Source organism: Bradyrhizobium sp. A11 (genome assembly GCF_042077125.1).
Taxonomy (GTDB): domain Bacteria; phylum Pseudomonadota; class Alphaproteobacteria; order Rhizobiales; family Xanthobacteraceae; genus Bradyrhizobium; species Bradyrhizobium japonicum_B.
Genome location: NZ_CP149509.1, coordinates 3,547,646 through 3,567,989, shown reverse-complemented (window position 1 = coordinate 3,567,989; position 20,344 = coordinate 3,547,646). Strand labels below are relative to the sequence as shown.

Annotated in this window: 20 protein-coding genes; 16 read left to right on the top strand and 4 right to left on the bottom strand. The window is 64.9% G+C overall.

The features are described 5' to 3' along the window. Nucleotides 1–87 precede the first annotated feature (87 nt). From WI560_RS16555 to WI560_RS16535, 5 genes are all read left to right on the top strand, one after another. On the top strand, nucleotides 88–618 hold the full coding sequence (locus tag WI560_RS16555) for a DedA family protein (RefSeq protein ID WP_257194521.1): 531 nt from the start codon (nucleotides 88–90) through the stop codon (nucleotides 616–618). A 311-nt stretch (nucleotides 619–929) separates the two neighbouring features. Then, the gene (locus WI560_RS16550) at nucleotides 930–1,595 is read left to right on the top strand and encodes an FMN-binding negative transcriptional regulator (protein WP_375304056.1); all 666 of its coding nucleotides are present in this window, start codon (nucleotides 930–932) and stop codon (nucleotides 1,593–1,595) included. Next, nucleotides 1,592–2,575: an N-acetyl-gamma-glutamyl-phosphate reductase gene (gene argC, locus WI560_RS16545; protein ID WP_375304055.1), complete on the top strand. Its 984-nt coding sequence runs from the start codon at nucleotides 1,592–1,594 to the stop codon at nucleotides 2,573–2,575. The genes WI560_RS16550 and argC (WI560_RS16545) overlap by 4 nt, the downstream gene beginning before the upstream one ends. A gap of 26 nt (nucleotides 2,576–2,601) precedes the next feature. Further along, nucleotides 2,602–3,648, top strand: coding sequence for an N-acetyl-gamma-glutamyl-phosphate reductase (argC, locus tag WI560_RS16540; protein ID WP_375304054.1), 1,047 nt, complete (start codon nucleotides 2,602–2,604; stop codon nucleotides 3,646–3,648). Between the two features lie 13 nt (nucleotides 3,649–3,661). After that, nucleotides 3,662–4,255, top strand: a complete 594-nt coding sequence (locus WI560_RS16535; protein WP_375304053.1) for a class I SAM-dependent methyltransferase — start codon at nucleotides 3,662–3,664, stop codon at nucleotides 4,253–4,255. Nucleotides 4,256–4,268: 13 nt separating this feature from the next. Here WI560_RS16535 and WI560_RS16530 read toward each other — a convergent pair whose 3' ends face one another. Both WI560_RS16530 and WI560_RS16525 read right to left on the bottom strand, forming a co-directional pair. Then, nucleotides 4,269–4,667 (bottom strand): MAPEG family protein, encoded by a 399-nt coding sequence (locus tag WI560_RS16530; protein WP_257179559.1) that lies wholly within the window; start codon nucleotides 4,665–4,667, stop codon nucleotides 4,269–4,271. A 143-nt stretch (nucleotides 4,668–4,810) separates the two neighbouring features. Beyond that, nucleotides 4,811–6,619, bottom strand: a complete 1,809-nt coding sequence (locus WI560_RS16525) for a PHA/PHB synthase family protein (RefSeq protein WP_375304052.1) — start codon at nucleotides 6,617–6,619, stop codon at nucleotides 4,811–4,813. A 253-nt stretch (nucleotides 6,620–6,872) separates the two neighbouring features. Between WI560_RS16525 and WI560_RS16520 the strand changes: the two genes are divergently transcribed. The 5 genes from WI560_RS16520 to WI560_RS16500 all read left to right on the top strand — a co-directional run bounded on the left by WI560_RS16520 (nucleotide 6,873) and on the right by WI560_RS16500 (nucleotide 11,876). Continuing rightward, nucleotides 6,873–7,148: a hypothetical protein gene (locus WI560_RS16520; RefSeq protein ID WP_375304051.1), complete on the top strand. Its 276-nt coding sequence runs from the start codon at nucleotides 6,873–6,875 to the stop codon at nucleotides 7,146–7,148. Nucleotides 7,149–7,363: 215 nt separating this feature from the next. Then, the gene (locus WI560_RS16515; RefSeq protein WP_028136621.1) at nucleotides 7,364–8,584 is read left to right on the top strand and encodes an LL-diaminopimelate aminotransferase; all 1,221 of its coding nucleotides are present in this window, start codon (nucleotides 7,364–7,366) and stop codon (nucleotides 8,582–8,584) included. Between the two features lie 28 nt (nucleotides 8,585–8,612). Further along, nucleotides 8,613–9,929 (top strand): homoserine dehydrogenase, encoded by a 1,317-nt coding sequence (locus WI560_RS16510; protein ID WP_375304050.1) that lies wholly within the window; start codon nucleotides 8,613–8,615, stop codon nucleotides 9,927–9,929. A gap of 85 nt (nucleotides 9,930–10,014) precedes the next feature. Next, a complete protein-coding gene (gene glpX, locus WI560_RS16505) occupies nucleotides 10,015–11,016 on the top strand; it encodes a class II fructose-bisphosphatase (protein ID WP_375304049.1) in 1,002 nt (333 codons plus the stop codon). 140 nt (nucleotides 11,017–11,156) lie between these two features. Next, nucleotides 11,157–11,876: a haloacid dehalogenase type II gene (locus tag WI560_RS16500; RefSeq protein WP_375304048.1), complete on the top strand. Its 720-nt coding sequence runs from the start codon at nucleotides 11,157–11,159 to the stop codon at nucleotides 11,874–11,876. Nucleotides 11,877–11,948: 72 nt separating this feature from the next. Here the strand turns inward: WI560_RS16500 and WI560_RS16495 are convergent, their stop codons facing one another. Together WI560_RS16495 and WI560_RS16490 are read right to left on the bottom strand one after the other, a co-directional pair. After that, nucleotides 11,949–12,932, bottom strand: a complete 984-nt coding sequence (locus WI560_RS16495; protein ID WP_375304047.1) for an MBL fold metallo-hydrolase — start codon at nucleotides 12,930–12,932, stop codon at nucleotides 11,949–11,951. 163 nt (nucleotides 12,933–13,095) lie between these two features. Further along, nucleotides 13,096–13,761, bottom strand: a complete 666-nt coding sequence (locus WI560_RS16490; RefSeq protein ID WP_257179567.1) for a GntR family transcriptional regulator — start codon at nucleotides 13,759–13,761, stop codon at nucleotides 13,096–13,098. A gap of 119 nt (nucleotides 13,762–13,880) precedes the next feature. On the opposite strand from WI560_RS16490, the gene WI560_RS16485 reads away from it, so the two are divergent. From WI560_RS16485 to WI560_RS16460, 6 genes are all read left to right on the top strand, one after another. Then, nucleotides 13,881–14,675, top strand: a complete 795-nt coding sequence (locus tag WI560_RS16485) for an enoyl-CoA hydratase/isomerase family protein (RefSeq protein ID WP_375304046.1) — start codon at nucleotides 13,881–13,883, stop codon at nucleotides 14,673–14,675. A gap of 9 nt (nucleotides 14,676–14,684) precedes the next feature. Next, on the top strand, nucleotides 14,685–15,938 hold the full coding sequence (locus WI560_RS16480) for a CaiB/BaiF CoA transferase family protein (protein ID WP_375304045.1): 1,254 nt from the start codon (nucleotides 14,685–14,687) through the stop codon (nucleotides 15,936–15,938). 53 nt (nucleotides 15,939–15,991) lie between these two features. Further along, entirely contained in the window at nucleotides 15,992–16,984 is a 993-nt protein-coding gene (locus WI560_RS16475; RefSeq protein ID WP_375304044.1) for a Bug family tripartite tricarboxylate transporter substrate binding protein, read from the top strand. A 118-nt stretch (nucleotides 16,985–17,102) separates the two neighbouring features. Further along, nucleotides 17,103–17,585 (top strand): tripartite tricarboxylate transporter TctB family protein, encoded by a 483-nt coding sequence (locus tag WI560_RS16470; RefSeq protein ID WP_257179571.1) that lies wholly within the window; start codon nucleotides 17,103–17,105, stop codon nucleotides 17,583–17,585. 11 nt (nucleotides 17,586–17,596) lie between these two features. Further along, entirely contained in the window at nucleotides 17,597–19,135 is a 1,539-nt protein-coding gene (locus tag WI560_RS16465) for a tripartite tricarboxylate transporter permease (RefSeq protein ID WP_375304043.1), read from the top strand. After that, a complete protein-coding gene (locus WI560_RS16460) occupies nucleotides 19,132–20,142 on the top strand; it encodes a 4-hydroxythreonine-4-phosphate dehydrogenase PdxA (protein ID WP_375304042.1) in 1,011 nt (336 codons plus the stop codon). The genes WI560_RS16465 and WI560_RS16460 overlap by 4 nt, the downstream gene beginning before the upstream one ends. Nucleotides 20,143–20,344: the final 202 nt, after the last annotated feature.

The following is a 20,344-nucleotide window of genomic DNA, read 5'->3' as shown; positions in this document are numbered from 1 at the left end:
TTGTGACTTGATGTCACACAAGTGCTTGGCTTACCAGTCTTTTTGATCGAGCAGCACCTTGAGACGGGGCGGGAAGGCTAATTTTTGATGGAGCAGTTTGCGCACGCCCTGGTCGATTTTGTGCGCGTTCACCAGGCTTGGGCAGCCCCGATCGTGTTCCTGCTCGCCTTCGGGGAGTCGCTCGCCTTCATCTCGCTGCTGGTTCCGGCCTGGGGCGCGCTGGTCGCGATCGGTGCGCTGATCGGCGTGAGTGGCATCAGCTTCTATCCGGTCTGGATCGCCGGCGGCCTCGGCGCGGCGCTGGGCGACTGGGTCTCCTACTGGTTCGGCTATCGCTACAAGGAAAAGGTCGCCGAGATGTGGCCGCTCTCTCGCTATCCGGGACTGCTGCCCAGAGGCGAGGCCTTCGTGCGCAGCTGGGGCATCCCCAGCATCTTCATCGGCCGCTTCTTCGGCCCCTTGCGCGCCTCGGTGCCGCTCGCGGCCGGCATTTTCGAGATGCCCTATTGGACCTTCCAGGTCGCCAATTTCGTCTCGGCCCTGCTCTGGTCCGCCGTGCTCCTGCTGTTCGGCGACGTGCTCGCCAAGATCATGGAATGGATCTGGCGGGTGATCTAGGTCCCGTCATTCCGGGGCGCTCGCCTAGCGAGCGAACCCGGAATCTCGAGATTCCGGGTTCGATGCTCTGCATCGTCCCGGAATGACGATCGTCACCTTGACGGGAACCGGATCTCGCTTTATAGCCGCGCGCCATGATCAACGCCGCGACCATCCTGTTCGCCCGTCGCCGCCGCCGCTCTTTAGCGGTTTGGGCGGTCGATCGCGTTTGAGATCATCGTCTTTGCCGCTGGATCCGATCCGCGGCATTCTCTCTCCTGTCAGCGCGATCTGATCCGGCGGCCCCCAAGGAGGCCCAGCAGGAGACCACGATGTACACGCCACCCTTTTTCAAGCAGGACCGCGCCGCAAGCCTGAAATTCGCCGAAGCGCGCGGCTTCGGCACCATGTGCGCCTTCGACGGCAGCAAGCCGATCGCTTCGCCGCTGCCGTTCTATCTGACTTACGCCGCCGACGGCACGCCGCAGGCCGCCTTTCATGTCGCGCGTCACAATCCGCTGTTAAAGCTGGCGGGCAGTGATGCGTCCTGGCTGCTCGCGGTCAACGGCCCCGATGCCTATGTATCGCCGGACTGGTACGTCTCGCCGGATCAGGTTCCGACCTGGCTCTACCAGTCGGTGCATCTGAGCGGGCCGGTGCGCCTTCTGACGGACGACGAATTGTCGGTGCAGATCGACACGCTCAGCGACAAGTTCGAGAGCTGGCTGCTGCCGAAGAAGCCGTGGACGTCGGGCAAGATGACGGCGGGCCGCCTGGAGACGATGAAGAAGGCGATCGTGGGTCTGGTGATGAACGTTGAAGAGGTCGAAGGCAGCTTCAAGCTCAACCAGCACAAATCGGACGCCGACTATGCGGCGATCGCCAATGCGCTTAGTGCCGGCGATGCCGACGCCAGGCAGATCTCGGATTTGATGCGGCAGGCAAGGCCGCAGGTTTTCGCAAACGACACGAACATGCTCGAAGGGAGCGCGTCATGAGCCTCGCCGACACCACCAAAGCTCCGACCACCGGTGCGGCCAAGAAGCCCGCCACCGTTTTCGTCGACGGCGGCTCCGGCACGACCGGCCTCGGCATCAACGAGCGGCTGAAGCTCCAGAACGACGTCGTCGTGAAGGCGCTTTCCGACGACAAGCGCAAGGACCCCGCGGCCAAGAAGGCGCTGATGGAGGAGGTGGATCTCGTCATCCTCTGCCTGCCCGACGACGCCGCCAAGGAGACGGTCGCCCTGGTCGACAGCATGGGAGCTCGGGCGCCGAAGGTGCTGGACGCCTCGACCGCGTACCGGGTCGCGCCTGACTGGGCCTACGGCTTTCCCGAGCTGACGCCGGACCAGGCCGGCAAGATCAAGGCCGCCAGCAAGGTCTCCAATCCCGGCTGCTATCCGACCGGCGCGATTGCCCTGCTGCGGCCGATCGTCGATGCCGGGCTGCTGCCATCAGATTATCCCGTCACCGTCAACGCGGTGAGCGGTTATTCCGGCGGCGGCAAGTCGATGATCGCGAGCTTCGAGGACGGCAGCGCGCCGTCGTTCGAGCTCTACGGCCTCGGCTTCGAGCACAAGCATCTGCCCGAGATGCAGCTCTATTCCAACCTGACGCGGCGGCCGATCTTCATCCCGTCCGTCGGCAACTACCGGCAGGGCATGCTGGTCTCGGTGCCGCTGCAGCTCGACACGCTGCCGGGCAAGCCTGGGGGAGCCGATCTGCAAGCCGCGCTCGCCAAGCGTTACGCCGGCTCGAAATACGTCAAGGTGATGCCGCTGCAGAACGAAGCGTCAAAGGGCGGCCGGCTCGAGCCGGAGGCGCTCAACGACACCAACATGCTCGAGCTCTACGTCTTCGCCAGCGACAAATATCGTCAGGCGGTCCTGGTCGCCCGGCTCGACAACCTCGGCAAGGGCGCATCCGGCGCAGCCGTGCAGAACATGCGGCTGATGCTCGGGCTGGCAGAGACGTAACCGATCCAGCGCCAGAGGAACGTCTGATGAGCACCAAGAAGATCGGCATTCTCGGCGCCTCCGGCTACACCGGCGCCGACGCGGTGCGCCTGTTGGCGCGGCATCCGAATGCCGAGATTGCCGCACTCACTGCCAATACCCATGCCGGCAAAGCCATGAGCGAGGTGTTTCCGCATTTCTTCATGCTGGACCTGCCTAAACTTGTGGAATGGGAAAAGGTCGACTGGAGCAGGCTCGATGCGGTATTCTGCGGACTGCCCCACGGGACCACGCAGGAAATCATCGCCGCGGTCCTTAAGGTAAATCCTGAGATCAAGGTCCTCGACATGTCCGCCGATTTCAGGCTGCGGGACAAGAACACCTATGCGCAATGGTACGGCCACGAGCATCGGGCGCTCGAATTGCAGGGCGAGGCGGTCTATGGTCTGACCGAATTCTATCGCGAGAAAATCACGTCGGCGCGGCTGGTGGCCTGTCCCGGCTGCTACCCCACGGCGGCGCTGCTTGCGCTCGTACCGCTCACGAAGGCCAAACTGATCGACGTCGACGACATCGTCATCGACGCGAAATCGGGCGTCACAGGCGCCGGACGCGGGCTGAAACAGAACACGTTGTTCAGCGAGGCGGGTGAGGGGCTTTCGCCCTATTCGGTCGGGACCCACCGGCACGCGCCCGAGATCGAGCAGGAGATCGGCGTCGCCGCCGGCTCTGCCGTGACGGTGAACTTTACGCCGCATCTGATCCCGATGGCGCGTGGCGAACTCTGCACGTGCTATGTAAAACTCAACGGCGCGACGCCCGACGATTTGCGGGCCGCTCTCGAGAAGGCCTACGTCAACGAGCCCTTCGTGCATGTCGCCAAGAAGGGCGTGCTGCCGCAGACGCAGAATGTGCGCGGTTCCAACTATGTGCAGATCGGTGTCGTTGCCGACCGCATCAAGAACCGGGCGATCGTCATTTCCACGCTCGATAATCTGGTGAAGGGCTCGGCGGGGCAGGCGATCCAGAATATGAACCTGATGTTCGGACTGCCCGAGACGGAGGGGCTGGAGCAGATCGCGCTGTTCCCGTGATGTGAGTGCGACAGTGGACGAAGAGACGCTGCAATTCTACTGCGGCAACGCAGAGGCCTATGCTGGGCGCGAGATCACCTCGCGCCAAGCGCGGCTGACGGCGTTTCTCGCCCGGCTCGCGCCAGGTGCTTCCATTCTCGAACTCGGATGCGGCGCCGGCGGCGATACCGCGGAAATGCTGGCGCGCGGCTTTGCGGTTCGCCCGACCGACGGATCGCCGGAAAGGGCGAAGGTCGCCTCCCGCCGTCTCGGGCGTCCCGTCCAGACCCTGCTGTTCGAGCAGCTCCACGAGACCGAGGCCTATGACGCCGTCTGGGCCAATGCGTGCCTGCTGCACGTGCCGAGACCCGAACTCGCCGAGGTTCTCGCGCGAATCTGGCGCGCGCTGAAACCGGCCGGCTTCTTCTACGCTAGCTACAAGGCCGGCGAGGCCGAAGGGCGCGACACGTTGAACCGCTATTACAATTATCCCTCGCCGGACTGGCTGCGGGCGACCTACGTCGAGGCGGGCAGCTGGAGCGGGGTGACGATCGATACCGGCGAGGTCAAGGGCTTCGACGACAAGGCCGCATCGATGCTGTTCGTCGTCGCGCAGAAGAGGGGCTGAGCGCGGCGCCCCCTCAGAACACCCTGAAGATCGCCAGCGCCAGCACGGCCTGGGCGAGGAAGCCGACGGTGAAGGCGAGGGTGCGGAACACCGGAATTCCGAGCGTATAGACGATGGTGTGCGCGACACGAGCCCAGAAATAGACCGCGCAGGCGAGCACCGTCCATTTCGTGGAATAGTCGATCGCGTTGAGGATCAGCACCAGCGGTGCGAAGACGATGAGGTTCTCGACCGCGTTGTCGTGCGCGAACATCAGCCGGTTCGCCCAGTCGGACTGCGGCTTGTCGTTGCGAGAGGGGTTGGCCATCGCGCCGCTGAGACCGCGGACCTGACACCGGTTGATCGTGTAGGGAATCCAGAGGATCCCGGTCAGGATCACCGTCAGTGTCAGCCAGAACAATTCGCGCGTCATAGTCCGGTCCCCTCTGTCGTCGCTGTGGTGAGCGCGAGTCTATACGAAAGCGCGAGAGATTTCGCCATGCGCAAGGAAAGCTTCGTTGCTTGTTTGTGCATGATCCGATCGGAAAACCGCGCCGTACTTGTCCGGATCATGCCCTATGCGCGCACCCTGACATAGCTGCCGGGCGCATCCTCGATCGGCGGGAATGCTTCGCTCCCCGGCAGGCGCGCCGGAACCTGCTCCGGATCGAGCTCGCCCAGCCATTGCCGCCAGTCCGGCCACCACGAGCCCTTGTGCTCGACCGCGCCCTTCATCCACTCGGCGACGCTGACGTCCTTGATGTTGTCGTTGGTCCAGTACTGGTACTTGTTGGAGGCCGGCGGATTGACCACGCCTGCGATATGGCCCGAGCCCGACAGCACATATTTCACCGGACCGCCGAAGAATTGCGAGCCGTACAACACCGATTCCGCCGGCGCGATATGGTCCTCGCGGGTGGCGAGGTTGTAGACGGGCACCTTGACCTTGGAGAGATCGAGCAGCGTGTTGTCGAGCACCATCGTGCCGGTGGAGAGCCGGTTCTCGAGATAGCAATTGCGCAGATAATAGGAATGGTTCGACGCGGTCATCCGCGTCGCGTCGGAATTCCAGTGCAAGAGGTCGAATGCGCTCGGCTGCTGGCCCTTGAGATAGTTGCTGACCACGTAGGACCAGATCAGATCGTTGGAGCGCAGCATGTTGAAGGCCATCGCCATCTTCGAGCCTTCGAGCACGCCGGCCGCCTTCATGTCCTGCTCGAGCGATGCGATCTGCTCCTCGTCGACGAACACCAGGAGGTCGCCGGCATGGGTGAAGTCGACCTGGGCTGCGAAGAACGTCGCCGACGAGACCCGCTGGCGGCGCTTCTCGGCGAGCCAGGCCAGCGTGGTCGCGAGCATGGTGCCGCCGACGCAATAGCCGGCGGTGTGCACCTTCATCTCGCCGGTGACCTTCTCGATCACGTCCATCGCCGTGAGCGGGCCTTCCTTCATGTAGTCTTCCCAGCTCTTGTTGCCGAGCCGCTTGTCGGGATTGACCCATGAGATCACGAACACGGTGATGCCCTGGTCGACGCACCATTTGATGTAGGATTTCTCTGGCTTGAGATCGAGGATGTAGAACTTGTTGATCCATGGCGGCACGATCAGGAGCGGGGTGCGCAGCACCGTCTCCGTGGTCGGCGAATACTGGATCAGCTGCATCATCTCGTTCTGATAGATCACCTTGCCCGGCGTCGTCGCCATGTTGACGCCGACGACGAGGTTGTCCGGGTTGGACTGGCGGATCTTCAGCATGCCCTTGCCGGCCGCGATGTCCTCGGCCAGCATCGAAAGGCCGCGCGCGAGGTTCTCGCCGCTGCTCGCCAGGGTCTCGCGCAGCACCTCCGGATTGGTCAGCACGAAATTGGACGGCGACAGCGCGTTGGTGACCTGCTGAACGTAGAACTCGGCCTTGCGGCGGGTATGCGGATCGAGCCCTTCGGCATCGCGCACCAGATCCTGCGCCCATTTGGTCGTGAGCAGATAGAGCTGCATGACGAAATCGAAGAACTGGTTCGACTTCCATTCCGGATCGGCAAAGCGCTTGTCGCGCGGCGAGGGCGCGATCGCAGGGGGAGCGTCCTGGCCGGCCATGCGGCGCACCGCCGAGCCCCAGAGGTCGAGATAATCCTTGGCGAGCTTGGTCTGCAGATCGGACGAGCGGGACGTATCCGACAACCAATATTCGGCAACCGAGGTGAAGGTCTTGACGACCTCGGCAAGCTCGGCCGGCGGCCGATCCTGCACCTCGCCGCTCTCGCGCGGCTTGAGGTAGGCCGCAAGCGCCTTGCCGCCGCTCTCCATCGCCCGCGCGACATTCATCGCGAAGGCTTCCGCATCGAACTTCGTCTCGGGTTTAGGCGTATCGGTCGTTGCCATACTCATGGGCAGAACAGTAACGAGTCATTCCTTATTCGTCACCGCGAAGCTCGCATGTTTGACGTTAAACACGCTCGAAGATGTGCTGCACTGCGACAAAGCTTCTTGGTTTTGTCACAATCGCGGTGCAACCCTCCGGTCGTGGGCCTTTGGTGTTTTCTCGCTCGTTCCATTTGTGGGCAGCAATGGTTTGAGCTTGGGCAGGTTGTCGGGTTAGTGTGCGGCAGCTTGCATTGGGACGAGCAGGGGATTTCCCAAAGTGTTGGCGTTGAGGGTCCTACAGAGGTCGCTGCTGATCGGTGGCGCGCTGCTGAGCGTGGCATTTGTGCTGGGCGGCTGTTCGAGTCAGTTCGCGGATATGACGCCGATGGACGCGCAGGCACCTGCGAGGGAGCCCGGGAGCTATCTGCCGGTGCACGACCTGCCGCCGGATCGCGATCAAGCCGTCATCCCGCCGGAGCAGCGCGCCAAGATCGAGGCCGAGCTCGCCGCCGCGCGCGATCGCCAGGCGGCCGCCGCCAAGGACGCGAAATGAGGCGGTGCAACGTAATCTCTGGCGCCCCCGCCTTGCCGTGCTAAAAGACCTGGGTTCAGCCGAGAGTCAGGGCGAACGACCTCAGCCTTCGCTGTCGATGATTGCTCTAAGTATTTGATTTTGAGCGATTTTCGCAACGGGACCGAGCCCCTTTCCGTAAAGCCGTCCTGTCTTTCGATTCTGTCCTGACCGGTTGCCCGGGAGCCCAGAGAGCCATGGAAGAATTTTACCGCATCCGCCGCCTTCCGCCTTACGTGTTCGAGCAGGTCAACCGGGCCAAGGCGGCCGCGCGGAATGCCGGCGCCGACATCATCGACCTCGGCATGGGCAACCCGGATCTGCCGGCCCCGGCGCATGTCCTGGAGAAGCTGAAGGAGACGCTGGGCAAGCCGCGCACCGACCGCTACTCGGCGTCCCGCGGCATCCCCGGACTGCGCCGGGCCCAGGCCGGCTACTACGCCCGCCGCTTCGGGGTGAAGCTCAACCCTGACACCCAGATCGTGGCGACGCTCGGCTCGAAGGAGGGCTTTGCCAACGTGGCGCAGGCGATCACCGCGCCCGGCGACGTCATCCTCTGTCCGAACCCTAGCTATCCGATTCACGCCTTCGGCTTCTTGATGGCGGGCGGCGTGATCCGCTCGGTGCCCTCCGAGCCGACGCCGCAATTCTTCGAGGCGGCCGAACGGGCGATCATCCATTCGATCCCGAAGCCGCTCGCGCTCGTGGTCTGCTATCCCTCGAACCCGACCGCCTATGTCGCGAGCCTCGATTTCTACAAGGACCTCGTCGCCTTCGCCAAGAAGCACGAGATCCTGATCCTGTCCGATCTCGCTTATGCCGAGGTCTATTTCGACGAGAGCAACCCGCCGCCCTCAGTGCTCCAGGTGCCCGGCGCGATGGACTGCACGGTCGAGTTCACCTCGATGTCGAAGACCTATTCGATGGCCGGCTGGCGCATGGGCTTTGCGGTCGGCAACGAGCGCGTGATCGCGGCGCTCGCCCGCGTCAAATCTTACCTCGATTACGGCGCGTTCACGCCGGTCCAGGTGGCCGCGACCGCGGCGTTGAACGGCCCGGATGATTGCATCAAGGAGATGCGCGACACCTATCGCAAGCGCCGCGATGCGCTGGTTGAATCGTTCGGCCGTGCGGGGTGGGAGATTCCGCCGCCGGAGGCCTCGATGTTCGCCTGGGTGCCTCTGCCGGAGGCCTTCCGCAGCGTCGGCAGCATGCAGTTCGCCACCCTGATGGTGGAGAAATCCGGCGTTGCGGTCTCGCCCGGCGTCGGCTTCGGCGAGCATGGTGAAGGATATGTCCGCATCGCCATGGTGGAAAACGAGCAACGGATCAGGCAGGCCGCGCGCGGCGTGCGACGCTTCCTTGAAAGCGGCATCGAAACGTTGCACAACGTGGTTCCGCTCGCCAATCGGCGCTAATTCTCTTCTGCAGGTTTTCTGAAGTATCATGGTCGCACCCCTGAAAGTGGGCATAGCGGGGCTCGGCACCGTGGGTGCCGAAGTCATCCGTTTGATCGAAACGCAGGCGCGCGTGCTCGCGGGGCGCAGCGGCCGCGGCATCCGCGTGGTTGCGGTCACTGCGCGCTCGAAAACGAAGAAGCGCGGCATCGATCTGCGTGGCTTCGAATGGGCGAAGGACCCGATCGCGCTTGCCACCCATCCCGGCATCGATTGCTTCGTCGAGCTGATGGGCGGCGCCGGCGATCCCGCCCTGTCGGCGGTGGAGGCCGCGCTCAACGCCGGCAAGTCGGTCGTGACCGCGAACAAGGCGCTGCTGGCCAAGCACGGAATCAAGCTCGCCAAGGCGGCTGAAAAGCACGGCGGAGCGCTGAATTTCGAGGCAGCCGTCGGCGCCGCGATCCCCGTCATCAAGACGTTGCGCGAGGGGCTTGCCGGCACCGGCATCAACCGCGTCTACGGCATCCTCAATGGCACCTGCAATTACATCCTGACCCGGATGGAGCAGGAGGGTCTGTCTTTCGCCGAATGCCTCAAGGACGCGCAGCGGCTCGGTTATGCCGAGGCCAACCCGTCTTTTGACGTCGACGGCCACGATACCGCGCAAAAGCTCGCGATCCTCGCCAGCCTCGCCTTCGGCACGAAAGTTGCTCAAAGCGCGGTGTATGTCGAAGGCATCTCATCCATCGCACCGGAGGATCTGCGCGCGGCGTCCGAGCTCGGTTATCGCGTCAAGCTGCTCGGCGTGGCGGTGCGCACCGCCAAGGGCATCGAGCAGCGCGTGCACCCGACCATGGTGCCGAAATCCTCCTCGATCGCGCAGGTGATGGGTGTCACCAATGCGGTCACGATCGACGGCGAGGGCATTCCGCCGATCACGCTGGTGGGACCCGGCGCCGGCGGCGCCGCCACCGCGTCAGCCGTGGTCGCCGACATCGCCGACGTCGCGCGCGGCATCCGCGCCAATCCGTTCGGCCGCCCCATTGCGCAATTGCGCGACACCAAGAAGGCGCCGATGGAGCGCCACGAGGGCGGCTATTACATCCGCCTTCTGGCGCGGGATTTCCCCGGCACCGCGGCTGCGATCGCGACCCGGCTTGCCGAGCAGAAGATTTCGATCGAGTCGATCGTGCAGCGTCATCCCAATGGCGGCGCTGCGCCTGATGACGGCAAGGCGGTCCCCGTGCCCGTCATCCTGATTACCTACGCCACGCACGAGGATGCCGTGCGCCGGGCCCTTGCGGCCGTGCAGAAGGACAAGGTGATCAGCGGACGGCCGCAGGTGATCCGGATCGAGAAGAACTGAGGCGGTTCGTTCGAACGAATCGTGGGCGTTGCGAATTGATGCGGGCAGAGAATTCTGTCCCAAACCGGTTTGAAGGAGTTAGCCGATGTCGACCCATATTTCAGTCCCGCCGCAAGCGTTGCTCGAGCGCATCCTGACGCTGGAGATCGTGCGGGTGACGGAGCGGGCGGCAGTGTCGTCGGCGCGCCTGCGCGGCCACGGCAACGAGAAGGCGGCCGACCAGGCCGCGGTCGACGCCATGCGGCGCGAGCTCAACAAGCTGCCGATCCAGGGCACCATCGTGATCGGCGAGGGCGAGCGCGACGAGGCGCCGATGCTCTATATCGGCGAGCAGGTCGGCCTCAAGGCCGGTCCCGAGGTCGACATCGCGGTCGATCCGCTCGAAGGCACCACGCTGTGCGCCAAGAACATGCCGGGCTCGATCGCCACCATGGCGATGGCCGACGGCGGCACGCTGCTGCACGCTCCCGACGTCTATATGCAGAAGCTCGCGATCGGTCCCGGCTACGACAAGGGCGTGGTCGAGCTCGATGCGAGCCCGGCCGACAACGTCCGCCGCCTCGCCAAGGCCAAGGGCGTCAAGCCGGAGGGGATCACCGTTCTCGTGCTCGACCGTCCGCGTCACGCCAGCATCATCGAGAGCGTGCGCTCCACGGGCGCCGCGGTGCGCCTGATCACCGACGGCGACGTCGCCGGCGTGATCCACTGCGCCGATCCTGACAATACCGGCGTCGACATGTATCTCGGCACGGGCGGCGCGCCGGAAGGCGTGCTCGCCGCCGTGGCGCTGCGTTGCATCGGCGGCCAGATGCAGTGCCGCCTGATCCTCGATTCCGACGAGAAGCGCGAGCGTGCCGCCAAGATGGGCGTCAACGATCCCAAGATGATCTACGGCATCGAGGACATGGCGCGCGGCGACTGCCTGTTCGCCGCCACCGGCGTCACCACGGGCTCGCTGCTGTCAGGCGTCAAATTCCGCAAGGACGGCGTGATCGAGACCGAGACGGTGGTGATGCGCTCCGTCACCGGCACCGTGCGCTACATCAAGGCCGAGCACCGCGAGCTCGCCAAGTTCCATCTGGACTGAGAAGTCCGTCATTCCGGGGCGACGGGACCGCGCGAAACGCGCGGCCCGGAGAACCCGGAATCTCGCGCCACAACTTCTGGATTCCGGGCTCGATGCTGCGCATCGCCCCGGAATGACGACAAGAATAACAGGGAAGCGCCATGTCCGATCTCTCCGCCGTCAAAGCCCTGGTCTTCGACGTGTTCGGCACCGTCGTGGATTGGCGCACCAGCCTGATCACCGACTTCATGTGGTGGGCGAAGGGCCGCGGCATCAGCGCCGACTGGACCGCCTTGGTCGACGGCTGGCGCGGCATGTACATGGCCTCGATGGACGACGTGCGCCAGCATCCCGAGCGCGGCTACGTCATGCTCGATGATCTGCACCGCCGCTCGCTGGAGAAGCTGGTCGCGCAGTTCGCGATCAAAGGCCTCACCGACGCCGACCTCGACTACCTCACCAAGGGCTGGCACCGCCTCCATCCCTGGCCGGACAGCGTTGCCGGCCTGACGCGGCTGAAATCGAAGTTCGTGATCGCGCCGCTCTCGAACGGCAACGTCGCGTTGCTCACCAACATGGCGAAGTTCGCCGGCCTGCCGTGGGATCTGATCATGTCGGCCGAGCTGTTCGAGCATTACAAGCCCGATCCCGAGACCTATCTCGGCGCAGCCAAGCTGCTGTGCCTCAAGCCCGAGGAGGTCATGATGGTCGCCGCCCACAATGGCGATCTCGCGGCCGCGCAGAAGAACGGGCTGAAGACGGCGTTCGTGGCACGGCCGACGGAATACGGTCCGCTGCAGAAGGTCGACTTCGAGGCGACCGGCGATTGGGACATCGTCGCCAAGGATTTTGGCGGCATCGCCGACAGGCTGGGGTGTTAGCCGGCGTCCTCGATCGAGGTGCGCGGCAACAGCGGTCCGGGCAGCGCGAGCGCCGCCCGGAGGTGATCTGCGCTACAGCGTCATCTTCATCGGTTCCGGATAGTAGTGGAATCCGTCGCCCGCCTTGGCGACATGACCGTAGCCCGGCCAGGCGAAGTGATAGGACATCACCGGCGTCTTGTTCGCCGCGAGCATCGTCAGCAGCTTGACCCGCGTGTCCGCCGCCTGCTTCGGATCGGTGTCGTAGGAGAACTCCATCCGTGGCCGCTCCAGCAGCAGCACGGAATGGTGCGAGAGGTCGCCGAGGAAGGCAAAGGATTTGCCCGCCGACGACACCATGAAGATGGTGTGGCCGACGGTGTGGCCGGGCGCCGCGATCGCCTGCACGCCGGGCAGGAATTCCTGGCCGTCCTTGAAGAACACGATGCGGTCGCGCACCGGCAGCAGGTTCTTGCGGGCGTGGACGACGAAGTCCTTGGCCGGGCTGCCGAGCTTGGCCTCGTCCGTCCAGAAGTCGAAATCGGTCTGCGAGATGTAGACCTGTGCGTTCGGAAACAGCGGCTTGCCGGCTTCATCGACGATGCCGCCGATATGGTCGATATGGGCATGCGAACAGACCACGGCGTCGATGTCGCCGGGCTTGATGCCGGCCTCCATCATGCTCTTCTGCTGCCGGCCGGTGCTGGCGCCGAACATCTTCGATGAACCCATGCCGGTGTCGAACAGAATCAGCTTGTCGCCGGTGTTCACGATCGGCGAGTTCTGTTCGAGCACGACGTTGTCCGGCGACAGGAAATTGTCCGCCAGCATCTTCTTGACCTCTTCCTTGGGAACGCCGGTGAAGGTCCCGGAGGGATCGCCGAGCGGCAGCGGTCCGTCGGACACGACGGTCACCTCGGCATCGCCGAGAACGAAGCGGTGCCAGTACGGCGTCTGGGTGCCGAGCTTGGGAGCTCGCGCCAACGCGCTGCTGCCGAGCATCGCGCTGGCACCAAGGCCTGCTCCAAGGCTGGCTCCAAGTGCAAGTAGGGACCGACGTGAGACATCGATTGTCATGCGTTTCCTCCGCCTTTGTCTTTTGCTTTGCGCGATTGTTCGCGCGTTGCGACCGGCCCCAGCGGCCACGCGGCCAGAGGTCGGCAGAAGCCATGCTGCGCCGCTTACGACAAGCTAGCAAGTAGAATTGGTTCGCGGGTGCATCCGACCGCGGAATTGCGCGTCACGCAATTCTCAGCGCTAGATCGTTGCCTTCCGTTTCGGCAAAGCCGGCCTGCAGCACCTCTTCGCGCTTGTGGCGCAGATGCGCGCGCAGAATATGCGAGAGGCCGGCCCCGTCGCGCCTCTGCAGCGCGTTCAGGATCGCCTCGTGCTCCTTCACCGCGAGGGCCCAGCGCTGCGGTGTCATCGGCGTGACGTAACGCGCGCGGCGGATGCGTGCCGTCACCGACGTGTAAAGTCCCGCGAGCACGGGATTTCCGGCCGCGGTCACGATGGCTTCGTGAATGGCGCGGTTGCCGCGGTAGTACTGGATCAGGTCGCCGTCGCGATAATGCTGCACCATGGCTGCATGCGCGGCGGCAATTGCGTCGATCTCGGCGTCCGTGATGCGCTCGCAAGCGAGCTCGCCGGCGAGGGCCTCCAGGCCCTGGCAGACTTCGAACAGGTCGCGCATGTCCTTGTCGGTCAGTTTTGCCGCGCGCGAGCCGCGATGCGGCAAGAGCTGCACGAGCCCTTCGGCGGCGAGCACCTTGAGCGCCTCGCGCAGCGGCGTGCGCGAGATGCCGAGCCGCTCGCACAGCTCGCGCTCGGGAATCCGGGCGCCCGGCGGAATTTCGCCGTCGAGCAGGATCGCACGGATACGGCTGACGACATCCTCGTGAAGCATGGGACGGGGCGCTCCAATTTGAATGCAAAACGTGAAGTTCGGATCGAAATATCGAAGTTCCAGCTTGCTAATCGCAGATTTTGCATTCAAAAATGTAAAAAACAAGAGGATATGAGGAAATGGACCTGGCGGCGGAGGCGGACGACCTCGTTTTTGAATGCAACGACGGCATCGGGCGGATTACCTTCAACCGGCCGCAGGCGCGCAACGCCTTCACTTTCGCGATGTACGAGCGGCTCGCCGCAATCTGCGAGCAGGCCAACCGCGACCAGACCATCAAGGTGCTGGTGTTGCGCGGAGCCGGCGACAAGGCCTTCGCTTCGGGCACCGACATCAACCAGTTCCGCGAGTTCAAGACGCCGCAGGACGCGATCGACTACGAGAACCGCATCGACCGGGTTCTGACCACGCTGGAGCAGTGCCGGGTGCCGACCATTGCGGCGATCAACGGGTTCTGCACCGGGGGCGGGGCGGGCATTGCCGCGGCCTGCGACCTGCGTATCGGCACGGCAAGCGCGAAGATCGGCTTCCCGATCGCCCGGACGCTCGGCAATTGCCTGTCGATGTCCAATGTCAGCCGTCTCACCGCGCTGATTGGCGCGGCGCGCGTCAAGGATATGATCTTCACCGCGCGCCTGGTCGATGCCGCGGAAGCCGCCAGCGTCGGGCTGCTCGGCGAGGTCGTCGAGGATCTTGCCGCGCTGGAGAAACGGGCCGACGAGGTCGCCCGGCTGCTCGCGAGCCATGCGCCGCTGACGCTGAACGCGACCAAGCAGGCGGTCGCCCGCCTGCAGCGGCGGCTGTCGCGGGACGAGGGCGAGGACCTCATCCTGATGTGCTACACGAGCCAGGATTTTCGCGAAGGGCTCGATGCTTTCCTCAACAAGCGCGCGCCGAAATGGCGCGGCCAATAGGACGCCCCGATGCAAAGCTCGCCATCCACCTCGCGCCGTTCGGGACCGCTCGCCGGCCTCAAGGTCGTCGATCTCACCCATGTCATGGCGGGGCCGACCTGCACCCTGATGCTCGCCGACATGGGCGCCGACGTCATCAAAATCGAGAAATCGCCGAACGGCGACGACACCCGTCATTCGGTGCCGCCGAAGATCGGGGATGAGGCGGCCTCCTTCCTGATGATGAACCGCAACAAGCGCGGCATCGTGCTGGACCTCAAGACCGAGGGCGGCAAGCAGGTGCTGCGCCGCCTGATCGCGGATGCCGACGTGCTGGTGGAGAACTTTGCGCCCGGCGCGATGGAGCGTCTCGGCTTCGGTTACGAGGAGCTGCACGAGCAATATCCATCGCTGATCTATTGCTCGCTGTCGGGCTTTGGCCGCACCGGTCCCTACAAGCACCGCCGTGGTTTCGATCTCGTCGCGCAGGCCATGAGCGGCATCATGAGCTTTACCGGCGAACGTCCCGACGGTCCGCCGGTGAAGTGCGGCCCGCCGCTGTCCGACATCACTGCCGGCCTGCTCGCGAGCATGGGCATCCTTGCGGCCTACACGCACCGTCTCAAGACCGGCGAGGGGCAGTGGGTCGAGACCTCGCTGTACGAGGCCGCGCTGGTGCAGACCTATTGGCAGTCGACCATCGCGCTCGCCGCAGGCACCGCGCCGCGCGCGATGGGCTCGGCCCATCCGCTCAACGCGCCGTACCAGGCGTTCGAAGCCTCGGACGGCTGGCTCGTGGTCGGTGGTGCCAACAAGAAGCACTGGCTGTTGATGCTGGAGGCGCTCGGCGCGAGTGAGCTCGCCGCCGATCCGCGCTTCGTCAACGGCGCCGACCGCATGGCGAATCTCAAGGCGCTCGAAGCGGTCTTGAGCGAGCGCTTCCGCACCCGATCGCGGGCGCACTGGCTCGCCGCGCTGGACGAGAAGGGCGTGCCGTGCGGCCCCGTGCACGACATGCTGGAGGCGCTCAGCGACCCGCAGACGCTGGCGCGCGAGATGGTCGTCGAGGTCGAGCATTCCACGCTCGGTCCCGTGAAGACGATCGGGCTTCCCGTGAAATTTTCGGAGACCCCAGGCAAAGTGCTGTCAGGCGCACCGGTCTACGGTGAGCACACGAGAGAGGTGCTGGCCGAGCACGGGTTCGACCAGATGCAGATCGAAGCGCTCGCCAAAGAAGGCGCCATCGTCCTGGGCTCGGCAAGACGCGAGGGACGCGTCGCCTGACCGGACGTCGATACGACAAGACCAAAGACAAAAAATACCAGCTGGAGGAAATCATGGGTCGGACGTCAACATTTCTGCTCTCCGCGGCCGCGACCGTGCTCGCCGGCACGATGCCGGCGCTCGGCGCCTGGCAACCGCAAAAGCCGATCGAGTTCGTGGCGACCGCCGGGCCGGGCGGCGGCACCGACAATCTCGCCCGCGCGGTGCAGAACATCATCACCAAGCACAAGCTGACGGAGCAGCCGATCGTCGTCGTCAACAAGGGCGGCGGCAGCGGCGCCGAGGGCTACGTCTACGGCAAGGCGTCGGCCGGCGATCCCTACAAGGTGATCTTCGGCACCTCGAACGCCTGGCAGCAGCCGCTCGTCTCCAAGGTCGCCTTCAACTACACCGATCTCACCCCGATCGCGGCGATGGCGCAGGACGAGTTCCTGCTCTGGGTCAAGCAGGATTCGCCTTACAAGAATGCGGGCGATTATCTGAAGGCGGCGGCAACTGGCGAATTCAAGATGGGCGGCGCGCAGTCCAAGGACACCGACGAAGTCCTGACGCGCATGATCGAGAAGGTTGGCAAGGTCAAGCTGACCTACATCCCTTTCAAGAGCGGCGCCGAGACCGCCGTGCAGCTTGCCGGCGGACATCTCGACTCCCACGTCAACAATCCCAGCGAGAGCCTCGGGCAATGGCGCGGCGGCACGCAGCGTCCGCTCTGCGTGTTCAGCCCGAAGCGGTTGCCGCAGGGGCCGAAGGTCACCGCGACCGAAGGCTGGAGCGACGTTCCGACCTGCGTCGAGCAGGGCCTCGACATCAAGCAATATGAGCAGCCACGCACGGTGTGGCTGCCCGGCAAGGTCACGCCGGACCAGGCCGCGTTCTATGTCGACCTCATGAAGAAGGTGCAGGCAACGCCGGAATGGAAGGACTACATCGAGAAGACGTCCCAGGTCGACACCTTCCTGACCGGCGCCGAGTTCGACAAGTTCATCAAGGCGGACCTCGAACACGTCAAGCAGGTCGCCGGCGAGCAGGGCTGGCTGGTGAAGTGAGGCGACGATCGTGCCTCAATCTCCGCTGTCGTCCCTGCGTTCGCAGGGATGACACCGAGCGCTGGGAAAGCGCTTGCGTCATGACTGGCCACGGCCCCTAGCCTGAGCGGAGCCTCCCATGATCTCCCGCCGCGCGCTTGAACTCGCCACTGCCGTCCTCACCGGCGGTTTCGGCGTGACCGTCGTCATCTCCAGCCTCGACAACGGTATTGGCTGGTCGAGCGCGGGCGTTGAGGCCGGCACCTTTCCGTTCCTGACCGGCATCATCATCGTGCTCGGCAGCCTCTACAATCTCGTGCGCGGCGTGCTGCCGGTGGCGTCGCTGGCCAATGTCCCGGTCGCGATCACACAGGTGGAGTTGCGCCGGCTTGCCGGCCTGTTCGTGCCGGCCGCGATCTTCGTGGCCGCGATTCCACTCGCTGGGATGTACGTCGCCTCGGCGCTCTATGTCTTCGCAGTGCTGGCGATCCCGCGGCACCAATCCGTGCCCCGCGCGCTCGCCATGGCGGGGGCGACCGCGCTGGCACTCTATGTCGTGTTCGAGCGCATGTTCCAGGTCAGCCTGCCGCACGGTGCGCTCGCCGCCGCGTTCGGGTTCTGACGGAGAAGCCGATGGACAATCTCGCGGAGCTGCTGCACGGCTTCACCATCGCGGTCACCGTGCCGCATCTGGCCCTGATGGTCGTCGGCGTGCTGCTCGGCATTCTCGTCGGCGTGCTGCCGGGGCTGGGCGCGCCGAACGGCGTGTCGCTGCTGTTGCCGCTGACCTTCGGCATGCAGCCGGTGTCGGCGATCATCCTGCTCTCCAGCATGTATTGGGGCGCGCTGTTCGGTGGCTCAGTGACCTCGATCCTGTTCAATATTCCGGGCGAGCCCTCGTCGGTCGCGACCACTTTCGACGGCTATCCCATGGCGCGGGACGGCCGGCCGACCACGGCGCTCGCGACCGCCTTCGGTTCGGCGGCGTTCGGCGCGCTAGTCGGTGTCGTCCTGATCACGTTCCTGGCGTCCTGGGTCGCGCAGGTCGCACTCGCCTTTGGCCCGGCGGAATATTTTGCGGTCTATTTCCTGGCCTTTGCCAGCTTCGTCGGCATGGGCGGAGCGGCGCCGATCAAGACGGTCGTGGCGCTCGCGATCGGCTTTGCCATCGCAGCGATCGGTATCGACACCGTCTCCGGCAGCGTGCGCCTCAACATGGGCATCGACGAGCTCGTCAAGGGCGTCAGCTTCGTCGTCGCGGTGATGGGCCTGTTTGGTATCGGCGAGCTGCTGGTCGCGGTCGAGGAGGAGTTTCATGCCCGCGCTGTGTCCTCCAAGATCGACTGGCGCGAAGTGTTTCGTGCGGTCGGCAGTCTGCCGCGGCATGGCGTGGCGCTGCTGCGCAGCGCTGCGATCGGCTGCTGGATGGGGATTACGCCGGGCGGCCCGACCGCGGCCTCGTTCATGAGCTACGGCATCGCGCGCCGGTTCTCGCGCCGCGGCCGGTATTTCGGCACGGGCGAGGTCGAAGGCATCGTCTCGCCGGAGACCGCCGATCATGCCGCCGGCACCAGCGCGCTGCTGCCGATGCTCGCACTCGGCATTCCCGGCTCGGCCACCGCGGCCGTCATGATGGGCGGGCTGATGATCTGGGGCCTCAATCCCGGGCCGATGCTATTCGTCGACCAGAAGGACTTTGTCTGGGGCCTGATCGCCTCGATGTATGTCGGCAACATCGTCGCCGTCGTGCTGGTGCTGCTTACCGTTCCGGTCTTCGCCGCCTTGATGCGGATTCCCTTCGTGGTGATCGCGCCGCTGATCGTGATCATCTGCGTCGTCGGCGCCTATTCCGTCTCGAACTCCTATCTCGACGTCGTCATGATGCTCGGCTTCGGCGTCGTCGGCTATCTCTTCAAGAAGCTGTTCTACCCGCTGGCGCCCCTCGTGCTCGCCATCGTCATTGGCGACAAGGCCGAGGACGCGTTCCGGCAGTCGATGCTGATGTCGAAGGGATCCCTCGGCATCTTCTTTGCCAACAAGCTGGTGACATGCCTGATCGTGGCCGGGATCGCGCTGCTGCTGCTGCCGCTCGTGCTGCAGCTCGCGCGCCTTTGGCGCAAACCCGCATCCCCCGCCGCCGACGCGACAAGCCAGGAGAAAGCGATCATATGACCGCAAAGCCGCTGATTGCGCTCGCCATGGGAGACCCCGCCGGCATCAGCCCCGAGCTGACGGCCAAGGTGGTGGCGCAGGACGACATCCGCGCGCGCTGCCGGCTCGTCGTCATCGGCGATCGCCGCATCTTCGACGAAGGCGCGCGCGTTGCCGGCGTCAAGCCGGCGTTGACGACGGTGGAGCAGGGCGCTGACTTTCGCGCGGCAGCGGGCGAGGCGCTGTTCGTCGACCTCGGCCATCTCGACCCGCGGGAGGTCGAGCCGAAGACCGCGACGCTTGCCGGCGGAAAGTTCGCGCTGACCAATTACCGGCATGCCCTCGCGCTTGGCCGCGACGGCCGCGTCGACGCGGTCTGCTTTACTCCCTTCAACAAGCAGGCGATGCGGCTTGCGCGTGCCGAGTACGACGACGAGATCGCATTCTCCGCGGAGGTGGTCGGCCTCAAGACGCCGGCCAGCGAGTTCAACGTCCTGGACCGGCTCTGGAACGCGCGGGTCACCTCCCATATCCCGCTGAGGGACGTCGCTGCAAGGCTGTCCAGCGAACGCATCCATCGTGCGCTCGCGCTGACCGATGCCTGCATGCGCAAGGCGGGCTTTGCGCGTCCGCGCATCGCGGTCGCCGGTCTCAATCCGCATGCCGGCGACGGCGGCAATTTCGGCCGCGAGGAGATCGACGTGATCGCGCCCGTGGTCGCAGCCGGCCGGCGCGAGGGCATCGCGGCGGAAGGACCGTTCCCGGCCGATACGGTTTTCCTGCGCGCCAAGGCCGGCGCCTTCGATGCGGTGCTGACGATGTATCACGACCAGGGCCAGATCGCGATGAAGCTGATGGGCTTCGATCGCGGCGTCACCTTGCTCGGCGGCTTCCCGTTCCCGATCTGCACGCCCGCGCACGGCACCGCCTGCGATATCGCAGGCCAGGGCATTGCCTCGATCGGCGCCAGTCGCGCTGCGGTGCTGCTTGCCGCGGAGATGGCGGCCGTCGGCAAGCGCCTGGGATGAACGACCAGCACGCCGCTCATGCGCCTGCCGGGGATGTTGGCCAGGGTCGGCCGAACTTCACTGCGACTCTCGCCGATGGCTCTCAGTGGCGCGCGAGCCTCGCCTCTACACGCGGACCCGGCGTTGCGTCTTGCCGGTGTTTTGCCCGACGTGTCAAAGCGCTTTGGTAAGGTGATATAGCGAAGGCAAAACGCCAATGAAA